Origin of the sequence: Shinella yambaruensis (assembly GCF_022899355.1) — a bacterium.
GTDB lineage: Bacteria > Pseudomonadota > Alphaproteobacteria > Rhizobiales > Rhizobiaceae > Shinella > Shinella yambaruensis.
On record NZ_JALJCK010000011.1, the window covers coordinates 87,008 to 105,442 of the forward strand.

Annotated in this window: 12 protein-coding genes; 4 read left to right on the plus strand and 8 right to left on the minus strand. The window is 67.6% G+C overall.

Annotated features, from left to right (window positions below; genetic code table 11):
- Positions 1 to 37 precede the first annotated feature (37 nt).
- From MUU56_RS23805 to MUU56_RS23815, 3 genes are read left to right on the plus strand one after another with little or no spacing between them, the layout of a single operon-like run.
- Complete coding sequence (locus tag MUU56_RS23805) at positions 38 to 1,096, plus strand: helix-turn-helix transcriptional regulator (protein WP_244769757.1); 1,059 nt, start codon at positions 38 to 40, stop codon at positions 1,094 to 1,096.
- Entirely contained in the window at positions 1,093 to 1,569 is a 477-nt protein-coding gene (locus tag MUU56_RS23810) for a (2Fe-2S)-binding protein (protein ID WP_244769758.1), read from the plus strand. Before MUU56_RS23805 ends, MUU56_RS23810 begins: the two co-directional genes overlap by 4 nt.
- 2 nt (positions 1,570 to 1,571) lie before the next feature.
- Complete coding sequence (locus MUU56_RS23815) at positions 1,572 to 3,665, plus strand: xanthine dehydrogenase family protein molybdopterin-binding subunit (protein WP_244769759.1); 2,094 nt, start codon at positions 1,572 to 1,574, stop codon at positions 3,663 to 3,665.
- Between the two features lie 116 nt (positions 3,666 to 3,781).
- Here MUU56_RS23815 and MUU56_RS23820 read toward each other — a convergent pair whose 3' ends face one another.
- From MUU56_RS23820 to MUU56_RS23850, 7 genes are all read right to left on the minus strand, one after another.
- Positions 3,782 to 5,740, minus strand: coding sequence for an SWIM zinc finger family protein (locus MUU56_RS23820; protein WP_244769760.1), 1,959 nt, complete (start codon positions 5,738 to 5,740; stop codon positions 3,782 to 3,784).
- A 3-nt stretch (positions 5,741 to 5,743) separates the two neighbouring features.
- Positions 5,744 to 6,883 (minus strand): VWA domain-containing protein, encoded by a 1,140-nt coding sequence (locus tag MUU56_RS23825; RefSeq protein WP_244769761.1) that lies wholly within the window; start codon positions 6,881 to 6,883, stop codon positions 5,744 to 5,746.
- Positions 6,880 to 10,821, minus strand: a complete 3,942-nt coding sequence (locus MUU56_RS23830; protein WP_244769762.1) for a DUF4132 domain-containing protein — start codon at positions 10,819 to 10,821, stop codon at positions 6,880 to 6,882. The genes MUU56_RS23825 and MUU56_RS23830 overlap by 4 nt, the downstream gene beginning before the upstream one ends.
- A gap of 21 nt (positions 10,822 to 10,842) precedes the next feature.
- Positions 10,843 to 13,170: a DUF5682 family protein gene (locus MUU56_RS23835; protein WP_244769763.1), complete on the minus strand. Its 2,328-nt coding sequence runs from the start codon at positions 13,168 to 13,170 to the stop codon at positions 10,843 to 10,845.
- A complete protein-coding gene (locus tag MUU56_RS23840) occupies positions 13,142 to 14,227 on the minus strand; it encodes an ATP-binding protein (protein WP_244769764.1) in 1,086 nt (361 codons plus the stop codon). The genes MUU56_RS23835 and MUU56_RS23840 overlap by 29 nt, the downstream gene beginning before the upstream one ends.
- 302 nt (positions 14,228 to 14,529) lie before the next feature.
- On the minus strand, positions 14,530 to 16,530 hold the full coding sequence (locus MUU56_RS23845; RefSeq protein ID WP_244769765.1) for an amidase: 2,001 nt from the start codon (positions 16,528 to 16,530) through the stop codon (positions 14,530 to 14,532).
- A gap of 44 nt (positions 16,531 to 16,574) precedes the next feature.
- Positions 16,575 to 16,952: a hypothetical protein gene (locus MUU56_RS23850; protein ID WP_244769766.1), complete on the minus strand. Its 378-nt coding sequence runs from the start codon at positions 16,950 to 16,952 to the stop codon at positions 16,575 to 16,577.
- A 215-nt stretch (positions 16,953 to 17,167) separates the two neighbouring features.
- Between MUU56_RS23850 and MUU56_RS23855 the strand changes: the two genes are divergently transcribed.
- Positions 17,168 to 17,737, plus strand: a complete 570-nt coding sequence (locus MUU56_RS23855) for a hypothetical protein (protein ID WP_244769767.1) — start codon at positions 17,168 to 17,170, stop codon at positions 17,735 to 17,737.
- A 147-nt stretch (positions 17,738 to 17,884) separates the two neighbouring features.
- Here MUU56_RS23855 and MUU56_RS23860 read toward each other — a convergent pair whose 3' ends face one another.
- Positions 17,885 to 18,094, minus strand: a complete 210-nt coding sequence (locus MUU56_RS23860) for a hypothetical protein (RefSeq protein ID WP_244769768.1) — start codon at positions 18,092 to 18,094, stop codon at positions 17,885 to 17,887.
- Positions 18,095 to 18,435 lie beyond the last annotated feature (341 nt).

Sequence of the window (18,435 nt, forward strand, 5' to 3'; positions counted from 1 at the left end):
CCACGTCTCGCCAAACGACCGCAGGACAGGAGCGAACATGGCCAAGGGAAGGGGCAGGAAGACGGTGCCGCCGCATTCGGATCCGGACGAGAATCCGGAAGATCGGACCGATGCCGTCCCCTTTCGCTCCTACGCGCTCGACAGGTCCGGCAGCCCGCGTTTCCACATCCGGCTGGTGGAGAACACCCAGCGGCTCTACCCCGCCCACAAGCATGATTATTTCCAGATCCTCTACTTCCTCTCGGATGCTCCGGCGATGCGGATCGGCCTGACCTCGCACAAGCCCAAGGCCGGCTCCATCTACTTCATTGCACCGATGGTGCCGCACCAGATCCGGTTCGACTATGCGACGCGCTGCATCGTCGCCTATTTCGATCTCGACTTCCTTCGCCCCAACATCACGCGGTCCTACCCCATGGCGGAGCTGGTGCGGCTGGCGCCGGAACTGACGCCCTTCGCCTGGCAGAACCATGTGAGTTTCGATCTCGACGCCGCGCAGAGCGAACGAACGGAGCGCGCGATCGCTTCGATGATCGAGCAGCACCGGTCCGAGCGTATCGGCGCGATGGAGATCGTTCGCGCCGAGCTGACGCTGATGCTGGCCACCCTGTGCCAGGACTACGAGGCCGAATTCGCGGAACTGTCGAGGACCCTGCCGGTGGTCGGCCGCGACAGCGGGCACATGCGCCGCATCGCCGAGTTCATTGGTGAAAACTATACGCGCGGCCCGAGCCTCGATGAAGCGGCTGCGGCGGCGCGCCTTTCCAAGAGCCGGCTGTGTGCCCTGATCCGCCAGTATACCGGCACCAGCTTTCAGGTGCTGATCCGCGAAATGCGGATCGAGGATGCGCGGGAGCGCCTGGTTCTGACCGACGATACGATCGGCCAGATCGCCTACCGCGTCGGCTACAACGACGAGAAGTATTTCCTCCGGGCGTTCAAGAGTTCGGCGGGGATGACGCCGAGCGCCTACCGGCTGAAACGGGCCAAGGAAAACCTCGCCGCCTCCGTGCCCGAGCGACCCTTCTCGCCGCAGGCGGGTACCCGGCGTTCGGTTCCGACCTCTATCGACAGTGCCGCGAGGCGCAGACCATGAGCTCTTCCATCTCATTCCAGCTCAACGGATCAATGGTGCGGGTGGATGAGGCTGGCGACGAGCCCCTTCTCTTCGTGCTGCGGAACCGGCTCGACCTCAAGGCGGCCCATTTCGGCTGTGGCCTGGAGCAGTGCGGCGCATGCGTGGTCAGCATCGACGGGCAGGCGCGCTACTCCTGCACGCTGCCGGTGTCTGCGTTGGCCGGGGCCGATGTGACGACCCCCGAGGGGCTGGGTGGCGATCCCGTCGGGATGGCGCTGCTCGAAGCGTTTGAGGCAGAGCAGGCCGGCCAGTGCGGCTATTGCATCTCCGGCATCCTGATGCGTGTCCACGCGCTGCTCAAGGCGCAATGCCGGCCGAGCCGTGAGGCGGTGGTTGCCGCGCTCGACAAGCATCTGTGCCGGTGCGGCGCGCATGGCAGCATCCTGCGGGCCGTCGAGCGCGCCGCGGCCCGTCTCGGCGGGGGAGCATGATGATGGACAATGCGCTCCCCAAAAGCCTCCAGGACAATCCCGAGCTGGGCCGCTGGGTTTCCTTCGACGAGCCGGGCATTGTCGGCATCCGATCGGGCAAGGTCGAACTCGGCCAAGGCATCCTCACGGCCCTTGCCCAGATCGCCGCGGACGAACTGCTTCTCGATCCAGGGCTGGTCGCGCTCGTTCCCTGCGACACGGATCGGTCGCCGGATGAGGGCATCACCGCCGGCAGCCAGTCCGTCGAGGTCTCGGGGGCATCCATCCGCATCGCCATGGCGCAGGCGCGTGCGGCCTTGATCGATGTTGCCGCGGCCCGCCTCGGCGCCGATCATGCCGGCCTGTCCTGTCGCGATGGGGGCATCCTTCTCGATGGCGCACCGACGGGGCTCGATTTCTGGTTTCTCGCGCCCGAGGTCGATTGGCGGCAGCATGTCAGCGGCGACGTGCCCGTGCAGCCCGTCGGGGCGTATCGCGCCGTGGGGGAGAGCCATCCGCGCATCGACATGGCGCCGAAGCGTGGCGGCGGCGGTTTTATCCACGATCTTTCCCTGCCGGGGCTGCTGCATGCCAGGGTCGTCCGGCAACCGTTCCGGCTGGCGCGTCTGGCCAATGTCGATGACGCGTGGCTCCAGCGTCGCCATCCCGGTATCATGGTCCTGCGGAAGAACGATTTCCTCGCCCTCGTCGGACCCGATGAGTACGGTGTCCATGCCGCACATGCCGAAGCGGACAAATTCACCGCATGGGAAGAGGCGCCCGGCCGCTGGCGTCCGGCGGAGACGGCCGGCGAGACGGTCATCCGGCCCGGAACGGTTCCGTCTTCTCCCGGGGCGGCCGGCATAGACGTGCGATATTCGCGGGCGCATGTGGCGCACGCATCGATCGGACCGTCCTGCGCACTGGCCTGGCTCGATGCCGGCCGGTTGACGGTGTGGAGCCATTCGCAGGGTATTTTCCCGCTTCGCGCGCAGATTGCCGGGTGCCTCGGGCTGGAGTTGTCGGCGGTACGGGTCATCCATGCGCATGGTTCCGGCTGCTACGGCCACAACGGCGCTGACGATGCCGCGCTCGACGCGGCCATTGTCGCGCTGGAACTGCCGGGCCAGCCGGTGCGCGTACTGTGGTCGCGCGAGGACGAGCTGAGCCGTGGCCCGCTGGGGGCCGCCATGTCGGCCGGGGTCGTGGCGGAGATCGACGCTGCCGGCAGGGTGGCATCGTGGCGCCTGTCGGTCGTGAGCGAGCCGCATGCCCAGCGCCCGGGCTTCGGGGGACATGTCAATCTCAGCTCGGCCGAAGCGCTCGACAGCGCACGTCTGCCGGGAAAGGTCGAGGACCTTCCCGCTGCCGCCGGCGGCGGTGCCGCGCGAAATGCCGTGGCGATCTACGATTTCCCGGGCCAGCAAGTGACCGTCCGGCTCGATACGCGCAGCCGCATCCGCACCTCCTCGCTGCGCTCCCTGGGCGCCCATCTCAATGTCTTTGCCATCGAGTCCGCGATGGACGAGCTGGCGGATCTTGCCGGCGCCGATCCGCTCGACTTCCGGCTGCGTCATCTCAGCGACGAGCGCTGCCGCGCCGTTCTCGAAGGGGCGGCGGAGATGAGCGGCTGGCCCGGCAGCCATCGGGCGGGCGAAGGGCGGGCGCTCGGGATCGCTGCTGCCCGCTACAAGAACAAGGGTGCCTGGCTTGCCGCCGTCGCGGAAGTCTCGGTGGACGAGGAGATCAGGCTGGAACGGCTATGGCTTTGCGCCGATGTGGGCCTTGTCGTCAACCCGCAAGGCGCGCGAAGCCAGATCGAGGGAGGTGCTATCCAGGCGGCGAGCTGGACCCTCAAGGAGGAGGTGAAGGTCGAGGGCGACCGGGTGCCGGCCTTCGACTGGAGTGCCTATCCGATCCTGACGTTCTCGGAAATTCCCGAGATCGAGACGCGGTTCATCGTCGATCCGGCGCGCGCGCCCCTCGGTGCGGGCGAGGCCGCGCAGGGGCCGGTGGCCGCGGCCATCGGAAACGCCGCGTCCCGGGCGCTTGGCCTGACGCTGCGCGACCTGCCGCTGACGCGGGAACGGCTGGTCGAGGTGCTCATGGGCGCCTGACCGGTATTCGCATTCGGTCCGATTTTCCGCGACCCGGCTGCGAGGGATCGACGATCGCGACAGCGTGGAGTTTGATGTCGCGATCGTCCGGGCGGGCTTTGCGGCGGCGATCCGGTTCAGGCAGGAGGGCCCCGATCGGTATCCATGGCAAGAGGTGCGGCGGCCTCCCGGCTTTCGTGCAGGGTCAGCAGCCAGATCGCGGCGTTGCAGAACGGGGCGATGATGTCCGGGGCGGGGGTGCTGATCCAGCCTGCGAGCCTTTCGGCCATCGCGCGGTAGCCGGCATTGTCGAGGCGCGTTGCCAGCGTGGTGCCCGTCGCACCTGCGGCGTTTTGCGCGCGCATTCCGCCGTGCAGCACGCCGCCGAGGAGGATTTCCGTTTCCTCGAGCAGGTCGTTCGGCATATCCCGGAGTGCGGGAGTGACCGCATGCGTGCTGTCGTCGTCGGCGTCGAGGTCGGGCACGATGAAGCGGTCGGCAGAAAGCGACCACGGCGTGCAGACGAGCGCGCCGCCTTCCATTCTCACCGGTCCTGCGACATGGCGTACCGGTCCCCAGCTTTCCGATAGCGCGGCGGCGAGAATCCCGGTCGCACCGGGTGCGGCGGCATCGAATTCGCGTTCGAGATGGAGGGTGCCGCCATCGTTGCACAGGCGCACCGCTCCTTCCCATATCTGGCGACCGGGTGCCCAGGATTGGCCGAGAACCGCGTCGATATCGAAGACATGCACGGTATCGCACAGCCTGCGCGGGCGCAGCAGCGAGATCGGCCGGCTGCGCAGGGCCGTGGCGATCGGCGTAAGGCTGGCGGCCGCAAGCGGCGCTGGAAAGGAAAAGGCGGCGTCGCGCGGCATGACCTGCGTGCGTCCGCCCGAACCGCTGCCGAGGCTGAGCAGCCCATCGGCCCGGCGCCGTGCGACGCTGGTGAGGATCTGCCCGCGGCCGACACCGGCGACCGGCAGTCCCGGCGCCATCTGCCGGCGGCGCACGGTGGCATGGAAGGCGTGCTTCTCCGCCGGGAGCGGCGAGAACAGCTTCTCGATGAGCATGGTTGCGCCCATGTCGCTATCGGCGAGCAACACGGACGCGCGGATATCGGCACCCTCCTGCCGGAGCCGGGCGCCGAGCGAGACCAGGCGCGATTTGCCCATGGCGGTTTCGAAAGGCTCGCCAATGCCGAGGGCGGTGGCCGCGTCCCCGGCACGCGTACGGGCGAAAAGCTCGGCCGCGAGCCTGAGCACGGCCCGCTCGTCGTAGCGGGCGCTACGGGCCTCGTAGGCCTCGACCTGTTCGGAAAGCGCGCCGAGGACGAGGAGGATCTGCGCCGCGCCGCAGTCACTCGCATGCCGGAGGGCCGCTGCCAGCGGCTGCTCGTAGGCGGCGGGTCCTGCGACGATACCGGCCTCGACGAGACGGGTGATGACGGCATCGCACGCCGTGCGCAGCCTCTCCCGATCCCCGCCGTCTGCGGCAGCATCGCCGCCGCCCAGGGTCGTTTCCCTGCCGCCAGCCGCTGCATGAAAGCCGCGGATGGCCAGGGCGACATGCGCGCAATGTTGTCCCTGGGCGCAGTCGCAGCGGGCATAGGACAGGTCGCCGGGCACGAGGAAGCGCACGCTTGCCATCGGGAGATGCGCCGTGGGGGTCTGCCCGTAGTCGAGGCGGATCGTATGGCGCGATGCCAGAAGACGGGTCAGTTCCGCCCGTGTCGATGGTGCGAGCGTTGCCTCGAAGACCTCGGGATCGAGCGACGCCGGGCTCCAGGCCTCCCTGTCCGGCGTGGTGCCGCCTGCCGCCTCTGCCCTTTCCGCCCGATAGGCGACCGCCAGCATAATGCGGTGGCGGCAGACACCGGAGGAGGGGCAGGTGCAGCTTGCATCGGCAAGGCCCTGGCCGGGGGCAAGACGGGTCAGCGTGCCGTCGGCAAAGCGGGCTTCGATCACCCCCTCTGCCGTTTCCGCGATCGCCGGGCCGGTGCCGGCCGCCAGTTCGCGGACTGCCCGCTTGACAAGCCCCGCATTGGAAAGCTGGATCAATCCTTCGTCGGTCAGCGCAATGAGATCAGGCCGCGCCATCGCCTAGCGCCCGATCTTTTCGGCGAGCCAGCCGGCAAGCTCGCCCGGCGTCATGGCTCCGACGTCCGCGCCGGCGGCGAGGAGGCGGCGTGCCATGTCCCGGTCATAGGCGGGCGCCGCGTCCGAATCGAGCGCGGCAAGGCCCAGCACCAGCGTGCGCTGGGCGGTGAGCGCGGCCACGCGCTGCTCCAGCATGGCCTCGCTTGCCCCCTCGAAGAAATCCGAGATGAGGACGACGATCGCCCGTTCGGGCTGTTCGATAAGGCTTGCCGCATAGGCGACGGCGCCCTGGATGTCGGTGCCACCGCCGAGCTGCACCTTCATCAGAAGCTCGCATGGATCGTCAACATCCCGCGTCAGGTCGACCACATTGGTGTCGAAGGCGACGAGATGCGTGCGCACGCCCGGCAGGCCCCAGAGGCAGGCGGCCGTCACCGCCGAGTGAATGACGGAATCCAGCATCGAGCCGCTCTGGTCGACAAGCAGAATGATCTGCCATGTCTTCATGTGCCGCTGGTTGCGCGCGAAGAAATGCAGCTTCTCGACGGTCAGCCGGCGCGTCTTCGGATCGTAGTGCTTGAGGTTGTCCTTCAGCACGCGCCGGAAATCGAGGTCGCTGGCGATGCGGAAGCGGCTGTGGCGCCGCCGGTCGATCACGCCGGAAAAGGCAAGCGCCAATTCGCGGCTGAGCTTTTCCATCAGCTGGCGCACGACCTCCTGCACCAGCTTGCGGGCGAGCACGAGGATATCGGGCGACATCAGGTGCTTGGTGCGCAGCACCGCCTTCAGCAGCGTCTCGTTCGGCTCGGCGCGCGCCAGAACCTCGGGATTCGTCACGACGTCGTCGATGTCGTAACGCTCGATGGCGTCGCGTTCCAGCCGCTCGATGGTTTCCTTCGGGAAAAGCCGGTGGATGTCGTTGATCCATTGCGGCGTGGTGAGCGCGGACGGTCCCCGGCCGCCCTGGCGCGCGATGTTGCGGGTGCCGTCTTCCTCCTCACGGCCGTAAAGCCAGTCGAGCGCGGCATCCATGGCGATCGCCTCGCCCGAAAGGCTGCAGCCGGCAGAGCGGCATGCTCCGTCCGCCGCCTCGCCGAGGACGAGGCGCCAGCGCGTCAAGGCGTCGAGGGCAGGCCGTGTCATTTCACCGCCGTTTCCGCCAGAAGCGCGAGCCCACGCAGCATCTCGCTCGCCGTTACAGGATCGAGGTCGCCGAACGTGCGCGTGGCGCCTTTCTTGCCATAGAGCGATTCCAGCGAAAGTTTTCCGAGAGTCTGGTGCTTGTCCTCCAGGTCCGCCGCGCCGGCGAAAAGGCCGTCGCCGAAATAGAACATGGCGTCCTTCGTTGTGCCGTCGGCAAAGCGCACGGGCCGCTCCAGCCACCAGATGCAGCCGCTGTCCTGCGGTGCGCCGAGCTGCCAGCCGCGGGCCGCCATGCCGCGGATGCGGGCGGATTCCACCTTGAGGTTTTCGAAGCGGCCGATCTCGTGGGCGGACTTCTCGGCCTCGTCCAGCATATGGATTTCGCGGCCGAGCTGCGGAAAGGGCTGCGAGATCTCATAGTCGCCGAAGAGCGCGCCCCAGGCGTCGAGCCCGCCTTCCGGCAGGTGCAGCGGGTGGACAAGCCCGATGGCTCCCGGCGCGTCGACGGAAAAATCGAGATCGAGCGTGTCGTCCGCCGCATCCGTCACGGACAGGTCGTCCGAGATACGGAAGATTGTCGTCGGCGTGGTGCGCGGATCACGGTCGTCATAAACGCCCCAGACGAGGCGCTGAGAAAGGTGGCGGATCAGCGGATGGCTGGCGAAGAAGGTCCAGAACACCGCCGGTGCCACACGCCGCGACGTGGAGAGCATGTTTTCCAGCCGCGCGATCTGCAGGCTGGCCACGGCGCGCGCATCCTTCTTCAGCGCAGACCATTTCTTCACCGCGGCGGCAGAACGTTCGGCATCGTCCGACCTCAGCGGTTTCGGCAGGTCCTTGAGCCGCTTGCCGGTCTCGTCCTTCACCCAGGGTTTCAGGAATTCGTCGAAGCCGACGCGGAAACGGCGTGGCCCGAAATCGAGCTCCAGGCCGCCGCGCTCATCGAGGTCGAGGTCGGGTGCGAGCCGGTCGGCCAGCTCTTCCGGCGTCAGGTCGCGCGCCTCGGCAAGGGCGGCGATCTTCTCGCGCGCCCGCTCCTGAAGGCCCTTGAACTTCAGCTTCTCGGCGATGCCGTTGAGGTTCATCAACGCGACGTCCGTGCCGATATCGGCAAGCACGTCGAGCCCGGTCACCGCGCGTTGGTGGGCGGATTCGCCCGGCCATTTCCGGATCAGCCGCGTCAGCTGTCGGGCACATTCGTCATCGCCCAGCCACCCGATGGCGCGCAGCGCCCAGCCGTCCTTGCCCGGTGCGCCCTCGGCCAGCCAGGCGGAGAACAGGTCCCACGAGAAGCGGGCAAGGCTGTCGGCCGTTGCCGCCTCCTTCGTGACGTCGATGCCGGCATAGATGGCCTCGGGCGTCGAGAAGGAGATCATCTCGGCAAGCGCCGTCATCGCCTCGTCCGCCAGCGCGCCACCGTCCTTCAGGACGGGCCGCGTCAGGCTGGCGGGCTTGAACCAGGCAGGCAGTTTGCCGATCCGTGCCGGATACCGGCCGAGCGGATCGCGGTCGAGCACTTCCGCAAGCGCCTCGTGCACATCGGGAGACTGCGCCTCATAGGCCCGGCCGATCGTCTCGATCTCGGTGCGCGCCTCCGTGCCATCGGCAGCCAGCCAGCGCAGCGTGTGCTCGGCGGCATCGCGCGCCGCACCCTTCCTGCCGACCGCATCGGGGATGAGCCGGGTGATGGCGGTCGGGCGATGGTTCCGCAGCCACTGCATCGCGGGAAGCCGCGCCTTCTTGAGCTTGAGGAGGGCGCGGGCGGCCAGCGGGGCGATCTCCGCCGCATCGGTGTCGCGCACCTTGTCGAGCATGCCGACCGGGTCGTTTTCGACCTGCCTGAGGAGGCCCGGCAGGGCCCTTTCCCCGAAGCGCTCCATCATGCGCGGATAGATATCGCCCATGAAATAGCTGGCCACAGCGCCGGGGCAGTCCCAAAGCGTCAGCGCAAGCCGGTCGGGTTGGCTTTCGAGGCCGTCGATCAGCGTATTCCAGCCGCTCGCGTTGAGCCCGTAGGAGCGGGCATGGATGATTTCGTTCACGCGCTGCGAGACGAAGCCGAGGACCTTTTCCTCGTCGTCGCCCCGCTGGGGCAGGTTCGTCGCGCGCGGGACGTTGTACCAGGCGGGAAGCGCTTTCGATTCGAATTCGCGGATCGCCTCGATCAACTTTTCGGTCGTCTTGACGGTACGGACGCGGGACAGGCGCCACCTGTTGTCCTCGGGCAGCGGACCTTCGCGATGATAGCGGAACGGCGTGGCGATCGGCGCGAGGTCGAGCACCCTGTCCTCGCTCTTGACGGCCTTCTTGCGCCAGGGCGGGTCACGCAGGACCATCGGCACCTTCCCGGGCGGAGCGAGAGGAACGTTGCCGGTTTCGAGCAACTTTTCGAGCTGTGCGAGCGGGCGCCCCCCGCCGGCCCATACCCGCAGCGTTCCCGCCGGATATTGCTTGACGAGGTCCATGACGCGGGCGCGGACCACCGGCTCGTTCCTTCCGCCGGCGAGGACTGCCAGATGCTGGCGCAAGCCGAGCGCCGGATTGGCGGCCATGGCCTCGTCGAGGGCGGCACGGATCCATTTTTCATGCAGGTACGGCAGGAGTTGCGCCAGCGCGTTGTCTTCGCCGGTTGCCAGGATGATGCGGGCAAGCTGCGTTCGCTGGGCGTCGTAGCCGTAGTGGAGCAGCCAGTCGAGGAGGGGAACGGCGGGCTCGCCATGATGGCGCGCATTGGCGATGACGCTGGCCGCGATATCGGCGAGCGGGACGTCGAAATAGCCGTAATACATGAAGTAGGATCGTCGCGTGCGCCACTTTCCCGTGGTGGCGGCCGGCGCATCGACGAGCAGCGGCACCATCGGGAGCGAGGCTCCGATATCCTGGCCGGCGGCGGCCGCCTCGTGGATGACGGCAAGCGGCTTGAGGTCGTGCTCGACCGGCCGGTCATCGGCCAGGATGAAGGAATAGGCGGCTTTGCGTGGCCAGTCCTGTTCGGCATGGTAGGCCGGCGTCAGGAGGCCGATCGCCCGCTCGTAGTCCTCCTGCGGCAGGCTCGTCAGCACATCGCGCAAGGCAAGGTCGAACGGTTTGCTCCAGGACGAGGAATCATAAGCGCGGTGCTTGTCGTGGTTGACGCCGATGAAGGGCGCTGCCGCCTCGATCACCCGCTCCACGCCGCCGGTCGCGGACAGCCAGAACAGGAAGGCGCGCAGGCAGTAAATGCCTGCCGGCCGCCCCTCTTCGCCGTCCTTGTGCATGACCAGGCCGCCACTCGCAAGCAGGATGCGTGCGATCCATTTCTGTGCCTCGGCGGCGTCCGGGGCGGCCGGTGCCTTGCCGGTGAGCGTGGTTTTCAACCAGCCGGAGACGGACCCCTTCGGGCCGGTCTCGCCGACATTCTCCTCCAGCCAGGCGAAGGCGTCGCTGCCTTCCTTCTTTACGGCCGGCTTGATGCTGCGCAGGTCCGCAAGGAGATGCGCCCAGGCGCTCGCCGCGTCGAGAGAGCCGTGCGGACGCGAGCGAGTGGCGAGGGGTTTGCCGATCAGGGCATCGAGCTGTGCCTCGTCCGGACGGAATTCGGGGGATGCGTCCTGCGGCACGTCATCGCCGGACACCGTGGCGGCCGATGCTTCGTCCTCTGCTGCGGCTGGCGCGGGTTCCCGCGCCATTTCCGGCCGTACCCCGGCCTCCTGCGGCTTTGGCGGTGCGGATGCGGCAGGAGCGGCTGCGCCATTCATCGCTGGCACATAGCCCTTGCCGGTCTTTTCCTTGACGAGCTTCTTCTTTTCCCTCTCGGCGTCCTCGGCGCTGTCGAAATCCTTCTCCTTCGTCTGGCCCTGCGTGCCGATCCGCCCGAACCGCACCGTCAGCCGGTTTCCTTCGACGGCGGCTTCCCAGAACTTGGACGATTTTCCTTCGACGAGTTCATAGCGTTCCATGCGGTCCTTCCTCATCTTCCATCAAACCAGCCCGGCATCGGCAAGGCGCCGGGCGACGATTGCTTCGAGCGCCAGCGCCGCCGCCTGATCGGCGACATCTGCCGGCTGGCGCATCCATTCGAGCGCCCGGATTTCGGCCTGCGCCTCGCCTATCCCCGTCGCGCGCAGGATGACGCGCGACAACCGCTCCCGCTCGCGCGGCGGGAAGAAGGCAAAGGCTTGCCGCAGCGCCGGGAGCGCGATCAGGAACGCATCGTCCGGCCAGTCGTCGACGAGCGTGCGCACGGCATCGATCAACGCGTTGTCGGCTGCGATCTCTTCCCGCGCCAGCGCGAAAAGCCCGGAGAGGAAGTCGCCGAGCTGATCGGGCCGGCTGAAGCGGCGCATGTGCCCGGCGATGTCGTGGCCGCTGCTTTCACCGCAGGCGACGAGCGTGCCGAGCGCCGCGCCAGCCACGGCCGGGGCGGTCTGCGCATTCGCGAGGCAGCGGCCGAGCATAGCCAGAAAGGCGCCGCGTTCGATGGCTAGGTCGGGGCCGTCGCGCAGCATGTCGCGGCAGGCAACGAATGCCGGAATGGCGCGCAGGCCTTCCTCGTCGTTCCGGATTGCTTCGGCGGCCTGCAGGACGCGGCTAAAAGCTGCTTCGCAGAGTTCGCCCAGCGCCCGGTGCGCCGCCGCACCGAAAATCTCGCCGAAGCGGTAGAGGCCCATGGCCATGCGGCCCGCTGCGCCGACGGCGCCCATGTCGTGCGAAAGCCCGATGCCGTGTGCGAGCTGCGCCGTCAGGTCGTTTTCAAGGGCCAGCAGGCCGGCGAACAGCGCATCGGCAAAGCAGGCCGAAAGCGCCTTGAGGTCGCTTCGCGCCTCCGCCGCCCGGTCCGCCAGCAGGGCGGTCGCGGCCATCGGCAGCGTGCCGCCCCAGCGGGAGGCCTCGATCAGCATGCCCTCCGCATCACGGTGCCGTATCAACCGGAAGCTTTCCTGCGGTGCGGCGGGGCGGGGCGCCGACGGTCCTTCGAGCCGCTCAAGGCCGGGCATGCCGAGGACGCGCAAGGCGTTGAGAATATGGGCCTGCTCCCTGTCGGCCGGCACGCGCCAGTCCAGCTCGATCCGCCGCGCGCTGTGCCCGGGCGTGAGCCCGGCATGCTCAAGCCTCTCCTCGATATCGATGACCAGCGGTGGCCGGCGCGTGCCGGGCGCCAGCCGCCCCCGCCGTTCGCCCGTCAGCGCCTTCAGCATGGCGACCAGCGCGGGATGGGTGCCGGCCCGGACGGCACCCTCGCGGGTCCAGGCGGCGGGCTGGTCGAGCCCGTCCTTCACCAGCGTCGCGAGGGCGGCGTCGAGCAGATCCGTGCGCAATACCGTGCGGTGGCCGCGCGTAAGCGCGAGCGCCTGTCCATGGGCGTGCCATGCAACACGGTCGGCCGTGGAGACGACCTGCCCGGCTGCGCGCATCGCCTGTGCGATTGCATTTTCAGCCCAGTTTGCCGCCGCTTCCAGCCCGCGTGCATGAACCTGTTCGTAATAGGCAGGGGAGGGCATGCCGGAGGCATAGCCGGTGAAGCGGTCGAGCCGGCGATAGTCGTAGGGCACGAGGTAGCTGCCGGCGTGCTCGTCGTCGGCGGGAACGGGCACGTCGGGCCGCGCCCCGTCCGCCGCCCGCGCCAGCCGCCGGATCGCTTCGGCATGCCAGCCGCCGCAAACCAGGACGACCTTGCGGCTTCCGGCCTCCCGCAGGGCCCAGGCGGCATGGCGCGCCATGAACTGCTCGCGCGCGTTTTCGAGCGGATCCTCGTCCCCGCCTGGCCGCAGCAGGTCGAAATAGCGCTCGAGGCGATGGTCCAGTTCGTCCGGCGGCGCCTGTTCGGCCAGCGTATCCCAGACCGCATCGCGGCCATCCTCGCCGAGCGCACGGGCGACGGCCGCCTCGGCGGCAGCGGCGTGCCGACCGTGCGGATCGGCATAGCGGTTGGCCCGCGCGCCAAAATCGGGGTGCCATGCCGGAAGGTCGCAGAAGAGCGGCGTCGCGCCCGCCTCCCACGCCGCCTGCAGGGCCTGCCATTCCGGCGAATATGCGCAGAAGGGCGAATAGGAGGCGAAGCTGCGGTGCCGCGTCGCATGATAGCTGAAAATGGCGAGCGGAAGCTGATGGTCGAGCCTCAGGTCGCCAAGATGCGGATTGAAATCCGCCGGTCCCTCGATCAGCACGAAAGCCGGACGGTGCCGCTTGACGGCGCGACGCACCAGATGGGCGCAGGCCGGCGAATGGTGGCGTACGCCGATGACGACGAGCCTTTCGTCCGCAGCCGTCGCCTGGCGCTCAGGGCGTGAGAAGATGCCGAGCCGCATAGAATGCCTTCCAGGCTTCGCCGGACCGTTTCGCCGCCTTCTGCTCCAGGTAGCGCCGGAGCTTTGCCAGATCGTCCGCATTGTCCTTGGCAGCGGTGCCGGCAAGGCATTCGACGATGTCTTCCGGCCGCCCCCGGTCGCCGCGCATGTAGTGGCCGCGCACGCCGACCGCATGGGCGACGCTGACCGCTTCGGCGGTGCTCATCACCGAACTCAGCCGTTCCACGCCGCCTTCCGCCGAAAGGCCGTCGCGCAGGTCGCGAAAGCAGGTGACAAGCACCTCCAGCACGTCGTCGTCGGGTGCGGCCGGCACGCCGGAACGGGCCAGCAGCTTCGCCGCCTCGCGCCTGACCAGCGCCAGCTCCTCGTCGGCATCGCGGATGGGAAAGACCGTCTCGAAATTGAAGCGCCGCTTGAGCGCCGCCGACATTTCGTTGACGCCGCGGTCGCGGGTGTTGGCGGTGGCAATGACGTTGAACCCGTCGCGGGCGAAGACCATGCCGTCCTCGCCGGGCAGTTCCGGCACGGCCATGACCCTGTCGGACAGGATCGACAGCAGGCAATCCTGCACTTCCAGCGGGCAGCGCGTGATTTCCTCGAAACGCACGATCTTGCCGTCCGACATGCCGTGGTGGAGAGGCGCGGGGACGAGCGCGCGCCGGGTCGGCCCTTCCGCGACGAGCAGCGCATAGTTCCAGCCGTACTTGATCTGATCCTCGTTCAGCGACGCACCGCCCTGGATGGTGAGCGTCGAATCCCCGCTGATGGCGGCTGCGAGCAATTCGGAAAGCAGGCTCTTGGCCGTGCCCGGCTCGCCGATGAGGATAAGCGCGCGGGACGTCGCGAGCGTGACCATGGCGCGCTCGATGAGGGAGGGGGACACAACGAGCTTTGCGCTCGCTCCGTCACCGCCGAGAACGAAGGCCTTGACCGCCCTCAGGGACAGTGCCCAGCCAGGCGGCCGGGGGTCCCTGTCGCTGCGGCGCAGGGCTTCCAGTTCTTCTCGATAGGCGATTTCGGCAGGGGGGCGCTGAACGGCGGCGGTCGGATGGGGCATGCGGCGGGACGGTCCTGTTCTGGCGGGTTGCGTCGAAACGGGATCAAATTCCTTGGCCGCCTGGAAGAGCAGCCAAGGGCAACATATTGCTCCGGGGTTACGTTTCAAGGTCCGGCTTTCTTCGGCCGCCGCTTGAAATAAATGCCCGCGTTCCTTCTCGGGAAAGGACCTGCCGCCGGGCCGGTGGCATCCATGAGAGGATTTCAAGCCGCGGCCCTTGTACGGCGGGAAGCCACGGGGAGTACATGCACCGGGTCGCAGATGCCGGCTTGGTCTGTTCCCGATGCGGTCGATCTGTCGGCTCAGGCGGTGCCGCCGACGACGGCATAGGCGGCCGTACCCTGCGCGCAGGCGATCACGACATGGCCGTAGGGATTGCGCCATTCGCTATGGACATGGGTGTTCTTGTCCACGACGAGGCTTGCGCTGATTTGCATGCCGTCCTGCCGGAACGAGACCGGCTCGCCGTTCACCGTCAGCCAGAGCAGTGGTGTCGGGCTTTGCGCCTGTATCGACAGACGCTGGCGTCCAGAACCGTCGGGCGCAATCGAGGCGGTCAGTCGCAGTCCGGCCATGTCCGGCGGTTCCGTTTCCGCGACGCCGGGCAGGTCCGGAAGCTCGGGCGTCCGCGGCGGCGCTTGGCGATAGGCGCCGGTCCTTTCGAAGGCGCAGGCATAGGCGAGCAGCGCCGTGTCGTCGAAGGCCCGGCCGGCGAAGGTCAGCCCCGCCGGCATGCCGATGTCGGCAAGCATTCCCATCGGAACGGTCACCGTCGGAATGCCCAGATGGCGGATCGCCAGGTTGCCGTTGGCCACCCAGGTGCCGTTCCGCCAGGCAAGATCGGCCGAGGCGGGGTTCACGTCGGCATCCGCCGGGCCGATATCGGCAACGGCCGGGAAGATCACCGCGTCGAGTTCCAGCCGGTCCATCCAGGCTTCAAGGTCGACGCGCCGGGTCTCCTCAAGCCCCCGGAGCCCTTCGGCAAGGCCCGGGATATCGTCGAATACGGCGATGGGATGCTCGCGCAGATGGACGGGATAGTCGGCGATGCGATCGTCGAAGCCGTGGTAACGGTCGGGCAGGCTGCCTTCCGGCGCGGGGAAGATGCGCCTGCCGTCGACATCGGCAAGCCGCTGCAGGGCGGGGTCGGCATTGGCCGCCAGAAAATCATCCCAGGCCCAGGCGGATAGGTCCATGATTTCGCGGTGTAGGTAATCCGGGCTGACGAGGCCGCGCGTCGCGATGGTCGGCGCGCCGGGGCGGTCTCCCTCGTAGTTGCTGACGACTGGGAAATCCGTCACCACGACCTCGGCCCCGGCCGCTTCGAGCGCCGCCCGCGCGGCAAGGCAGAGCGCGATCATCGAGGTGCGCGTCTCGATGCGCTGGCCGGTCGGTCCGCCGATCCCCAGCTTCTCGCCGGTTCCCGCCGCCGGGTCGGCGTTGATATACATTGCCGGCAGCCCGAACCGTTTGCCCGAAAGGCTCGCCGTTCGGGCGATCCCGACATAGGACCGGGGCCGGATATCGGAGGCTTTCGGGATCGCGACCCAGGTCTGGCGACGCCAGAAATCGCCGCGGTTTTCGGGATCGTCGGCGACGATGACGTCGAGCAGCTCCAGCATGTCCGCCATCGAACGGCTGTGCGGCACCACGACGTCCATCGTCGGCACGAGCGGCCAGTTGCCGCACACGGAGATGACGCCCCGGCTCGGCGTATAGGCGCAGAGCCCGTTGTTGGCGGCCGGCGCGCGCCCGCTCGACCAGGTTTCCTCGCCAAGCCCGAAGGCCGCGAAACTCGCGGCGGTCGCGGTCCCCGATCCGTTCGAGGAGCCCGAGCCGAAGGCGGCCGTCAGCCAGTCGGCATTGTAGGGGGATTCCGCGCGCCCATAGACGCCGCGCTGCATTCCGCCATTGGCCATCGGCGGCATGTTGGTCAGCCCGATCAGCACGGCGCCCGCGGCCCGCAGGCGCGAAATCGCAAAGGCATCCTCGGTCGCGATCAGATCGGCGAAGGCGGGCGAACCGGAGGCGACGCTCAGCCCCTTCACCTTGTAGCTGTCCTTGGCGGTGTAGGGAATGCCGTCGAGCGGGCCGAGGCTTTCGCCGCGCGCGCGCCTGAGGTCCGAAGCGTGCGCTTCGGCGAACATATCGGGATTGAGCACCGGCACAGCGTTGAGGGCAATGCCGTGCCGGTCGTAACGCGCAATGCGGTTCAGATAGGCCGCGACCAGGCCGACGCTGGTTGCCCGACCGGTTCGAAGCGCTTCGCGCAGTTCATCAATCGACGCTTCGACAATCCTCATCGATGCTCTCCCGCAAGAGTTATGTCTCACCTGACGCAGCGCCGTCAGACTTCGAAGACCTCGTCGAAGGATTCGGGAAACGTCTGGCGGGCGGTTTTTTCATTGATGACGAGGAGCGCCTCGTAGGAGAGCGGATCGAAGTCCTTCCCGGCGGGCAGGACCTCGCGGCCGAAGAGAAGGTTGAGGCGCGCGGCGTCGAGGTTGCCGCGTTCGAATGGTTCCGCACCGAAATGATGCCAGAGGGCGTGGAGGAAGGCGGCGTCGATACGGTGTTCGGCCGTGCCCGGGCGGGCCCGGCGCGGCAGGGTCTTGATCGGGGTCACGCCTCTTGGATTGGCGCGCCTGATGGTGAACTGGACGCCTGTGCCTGGCATGCCGGACGGGAAGCCGCGATGTTTCGTCATGTCGGGTGGGTTCGCCATCCGTCTCTCCTTCTGCGCTTCCCTGTACGTCACAGCGGAGCATCCAAGTCCCCGCAGATGATGGATTTTAGATCGGTCCTGCTTTTGCGGGCGGCGTTGCCGGGTATGAGGATGTTTCGTTCACCTGCCCGACGGGTGCCGCACAAGCCGTATTAGCTGGTTTTCGGCCGCATATCACGTCGATTTTCAGCGATCTTGTTCCCGCATGCCGTGCCATGGAAAATGATGCCGCCGCCGGCTATTGTCTGGAATCGTGCCGGGACTTTTCCGGCGGCAGCAAGGATTTTCGCATGATCCGGATAGCAATGGCGGCAGTGCTCATGGTCCTTCCGATTTCTGAAGCAGCTGTCGCCATGCCACCGACCCCGACTGTCGCGCAGCTTCTGGACATCTGCCTGTCGTCCACGGTTTCGGAAGCAGCGGCGAAGGGAAGCGCGCTCGGATGGGGCCGGATGAGAGATCAGGAAACCGCGGCGTGGCGCACGAGTTTCCTGGCTTACAATGGCGGATCGGTGGACGTGATAGGCTGGCGGCGGGGAGAAAACGAGGGTGCCGGCCTATTGTCTTTCTGGATAGCGAAGGGGGCGAACAGCCACAGGGCATGCTCCTATTCCCTTGCCGGCCCCTCCGCGCTCCTGGACGCCCTGACCGAGCACCTGGGGACTCCCGACACCCTTGATAAATCCGGTTCCGGTGCAACAGCCTATTGGAAGGAGGGGGCGATGGAGGTCTCGTTCTCGCAGTTCGGATCGAGCACCGGCGTCAACATTGCACATAGCGATTAGGTGGCGCCACCCGCTTCCTGCCTGCCCCGCTTCGGATGTCGGGTCCGTTTGAAGAAGGAAGACCCGGGAGCGCCTCGTATCGCTCGACCGGGTCCCTGCGCGAGCGGCGCGGCTTGGGCATCGCATCCGCCGGCGCAGTGTCTCCCGTCAGCGAACCGGCGGGAGAATGGTGTTGCGCTCGCGGCAACGGGCAAGCGCCTCGTGCAGGATGCGCCGGGCACGGTAGGCGTTCAGGGGGACGGGCTGGTTGTGTCGGTGGACCCAGTCCAGCCGCCTGTCGATGTCCTTGATGGCACGGGCAAGACGCTGGGCGGGTGTGGGGTCGTTGGTCAGACGGTGAAGGGTCTGCATGGGCATGAAAGGCACCTCGAATCGGCTCCGTCATGGAGCGGGCTCACGTTTACCCAGCCATTCGCAGGGGCCTACCTACTTTTGATTGTATGCACCGTTCGACTCCGCGAAAGGTAAACAATCGTCTACCCGCCGTGCCGGAATGGGCCATCGGCCGATGGGCCGGAGTGACGGGCAGGCCGGTTGAATCCGGTCTCCCCGCCAAGCCGTCCCGACGTCGAAGCGAGCCGCGCCAAAAGGCAACGCCTCCCGGGATATGGGAGGTGTAGGCTTTTGGCGCGCCGTTCTGGCGGTTGCATGCGGAATGGCGAACCGGGCTGGCGTGCACCGTCGAAGCCCGTGCAGGT

Coding starts and splice junctions, on each gene's coding strand:
- MUU56_RS23805 (WP_244769757.1), top strand. CDS start 38: ATGGCCAAGGGAAGGGGCAGGAAGACGGTGCCGCCGCATTCGGATCCG.
- MUU56_RS23810 (WP_244769758.1), top strand. CDS start 1,093: ATGAGCTCTTCCATCTCATTCCAGCTCAACGGATCAATGGTGCGGGTG.
- MUU56_RS23815 (WP_244769759.1), top strand. CDS start 1,572: ATGGACAATGCGCTCCCCAAAAGCCTCCAGGACAATCCCGAGCTGGGC.
- MUU56_RS23820 (WP_244769760.1), bottom strand. CDS start 5,740: ATGGCGCGGCCTGATCTCATTGCGCTGACCGACGAAGGATTGATCCAG.
- MUU56_RS23825 (WP_244769761.1), bottom strand. CDS start 6,883: ATGACACGGCCTGCCCTCGACGCCTTGACGCGCTGGCGCCTCGTCCTC.
- MUU56_RS23830 (WP_244769762.1), bottom strand. CDS start 10,821: ATGGAACGCTATGAACTCGTCGAAGGAAAATCGTCCAAGTTCTGGGAA.
- MUU56_RS23835 (WP_244769763.1), bottom strand. CDS start 13,170: ATGCGGCTCGGCATCTTCTCACGCCCTGAGCGCCAGGCGACGGCTGCG.
- MUU56_RS23840 (WP_244769764.1), bottom strand. CDS start 14,227: ATGCCCCATCCGACCGCCGCCGTTCAGCGCCCCCCTGCCGAAATCGCC.
- MUU56_RS23845 (WP_244769765.1), bottom strand. CDS start 16,530: ATGAGGATTGTCGAAGCGTCGATTGATGAACTGCGCGAAGCGCTTCGA.
- MUU56_RS23850 (WP_244769766.1), bottom strand. CDS start 16,952: ATGGCGAACCCACCCGACATGACGAAACATCGCGGCTTCCCGTCCGGC.
- MUU56_RS23855 (WP_244769767.1), top strand. CDS start 17,168: ATGGAAAATGATGCCGCCGCCGGCTATTGTCTGGAATCGTGCCGGGAC.
- MUU56_RS23860 (WP_244769768.1), bottom strand. CDS start 18,094: ATGCCCATGCAGACCCTTCACCGTCTGACCAACGACCCCACACCCGCC.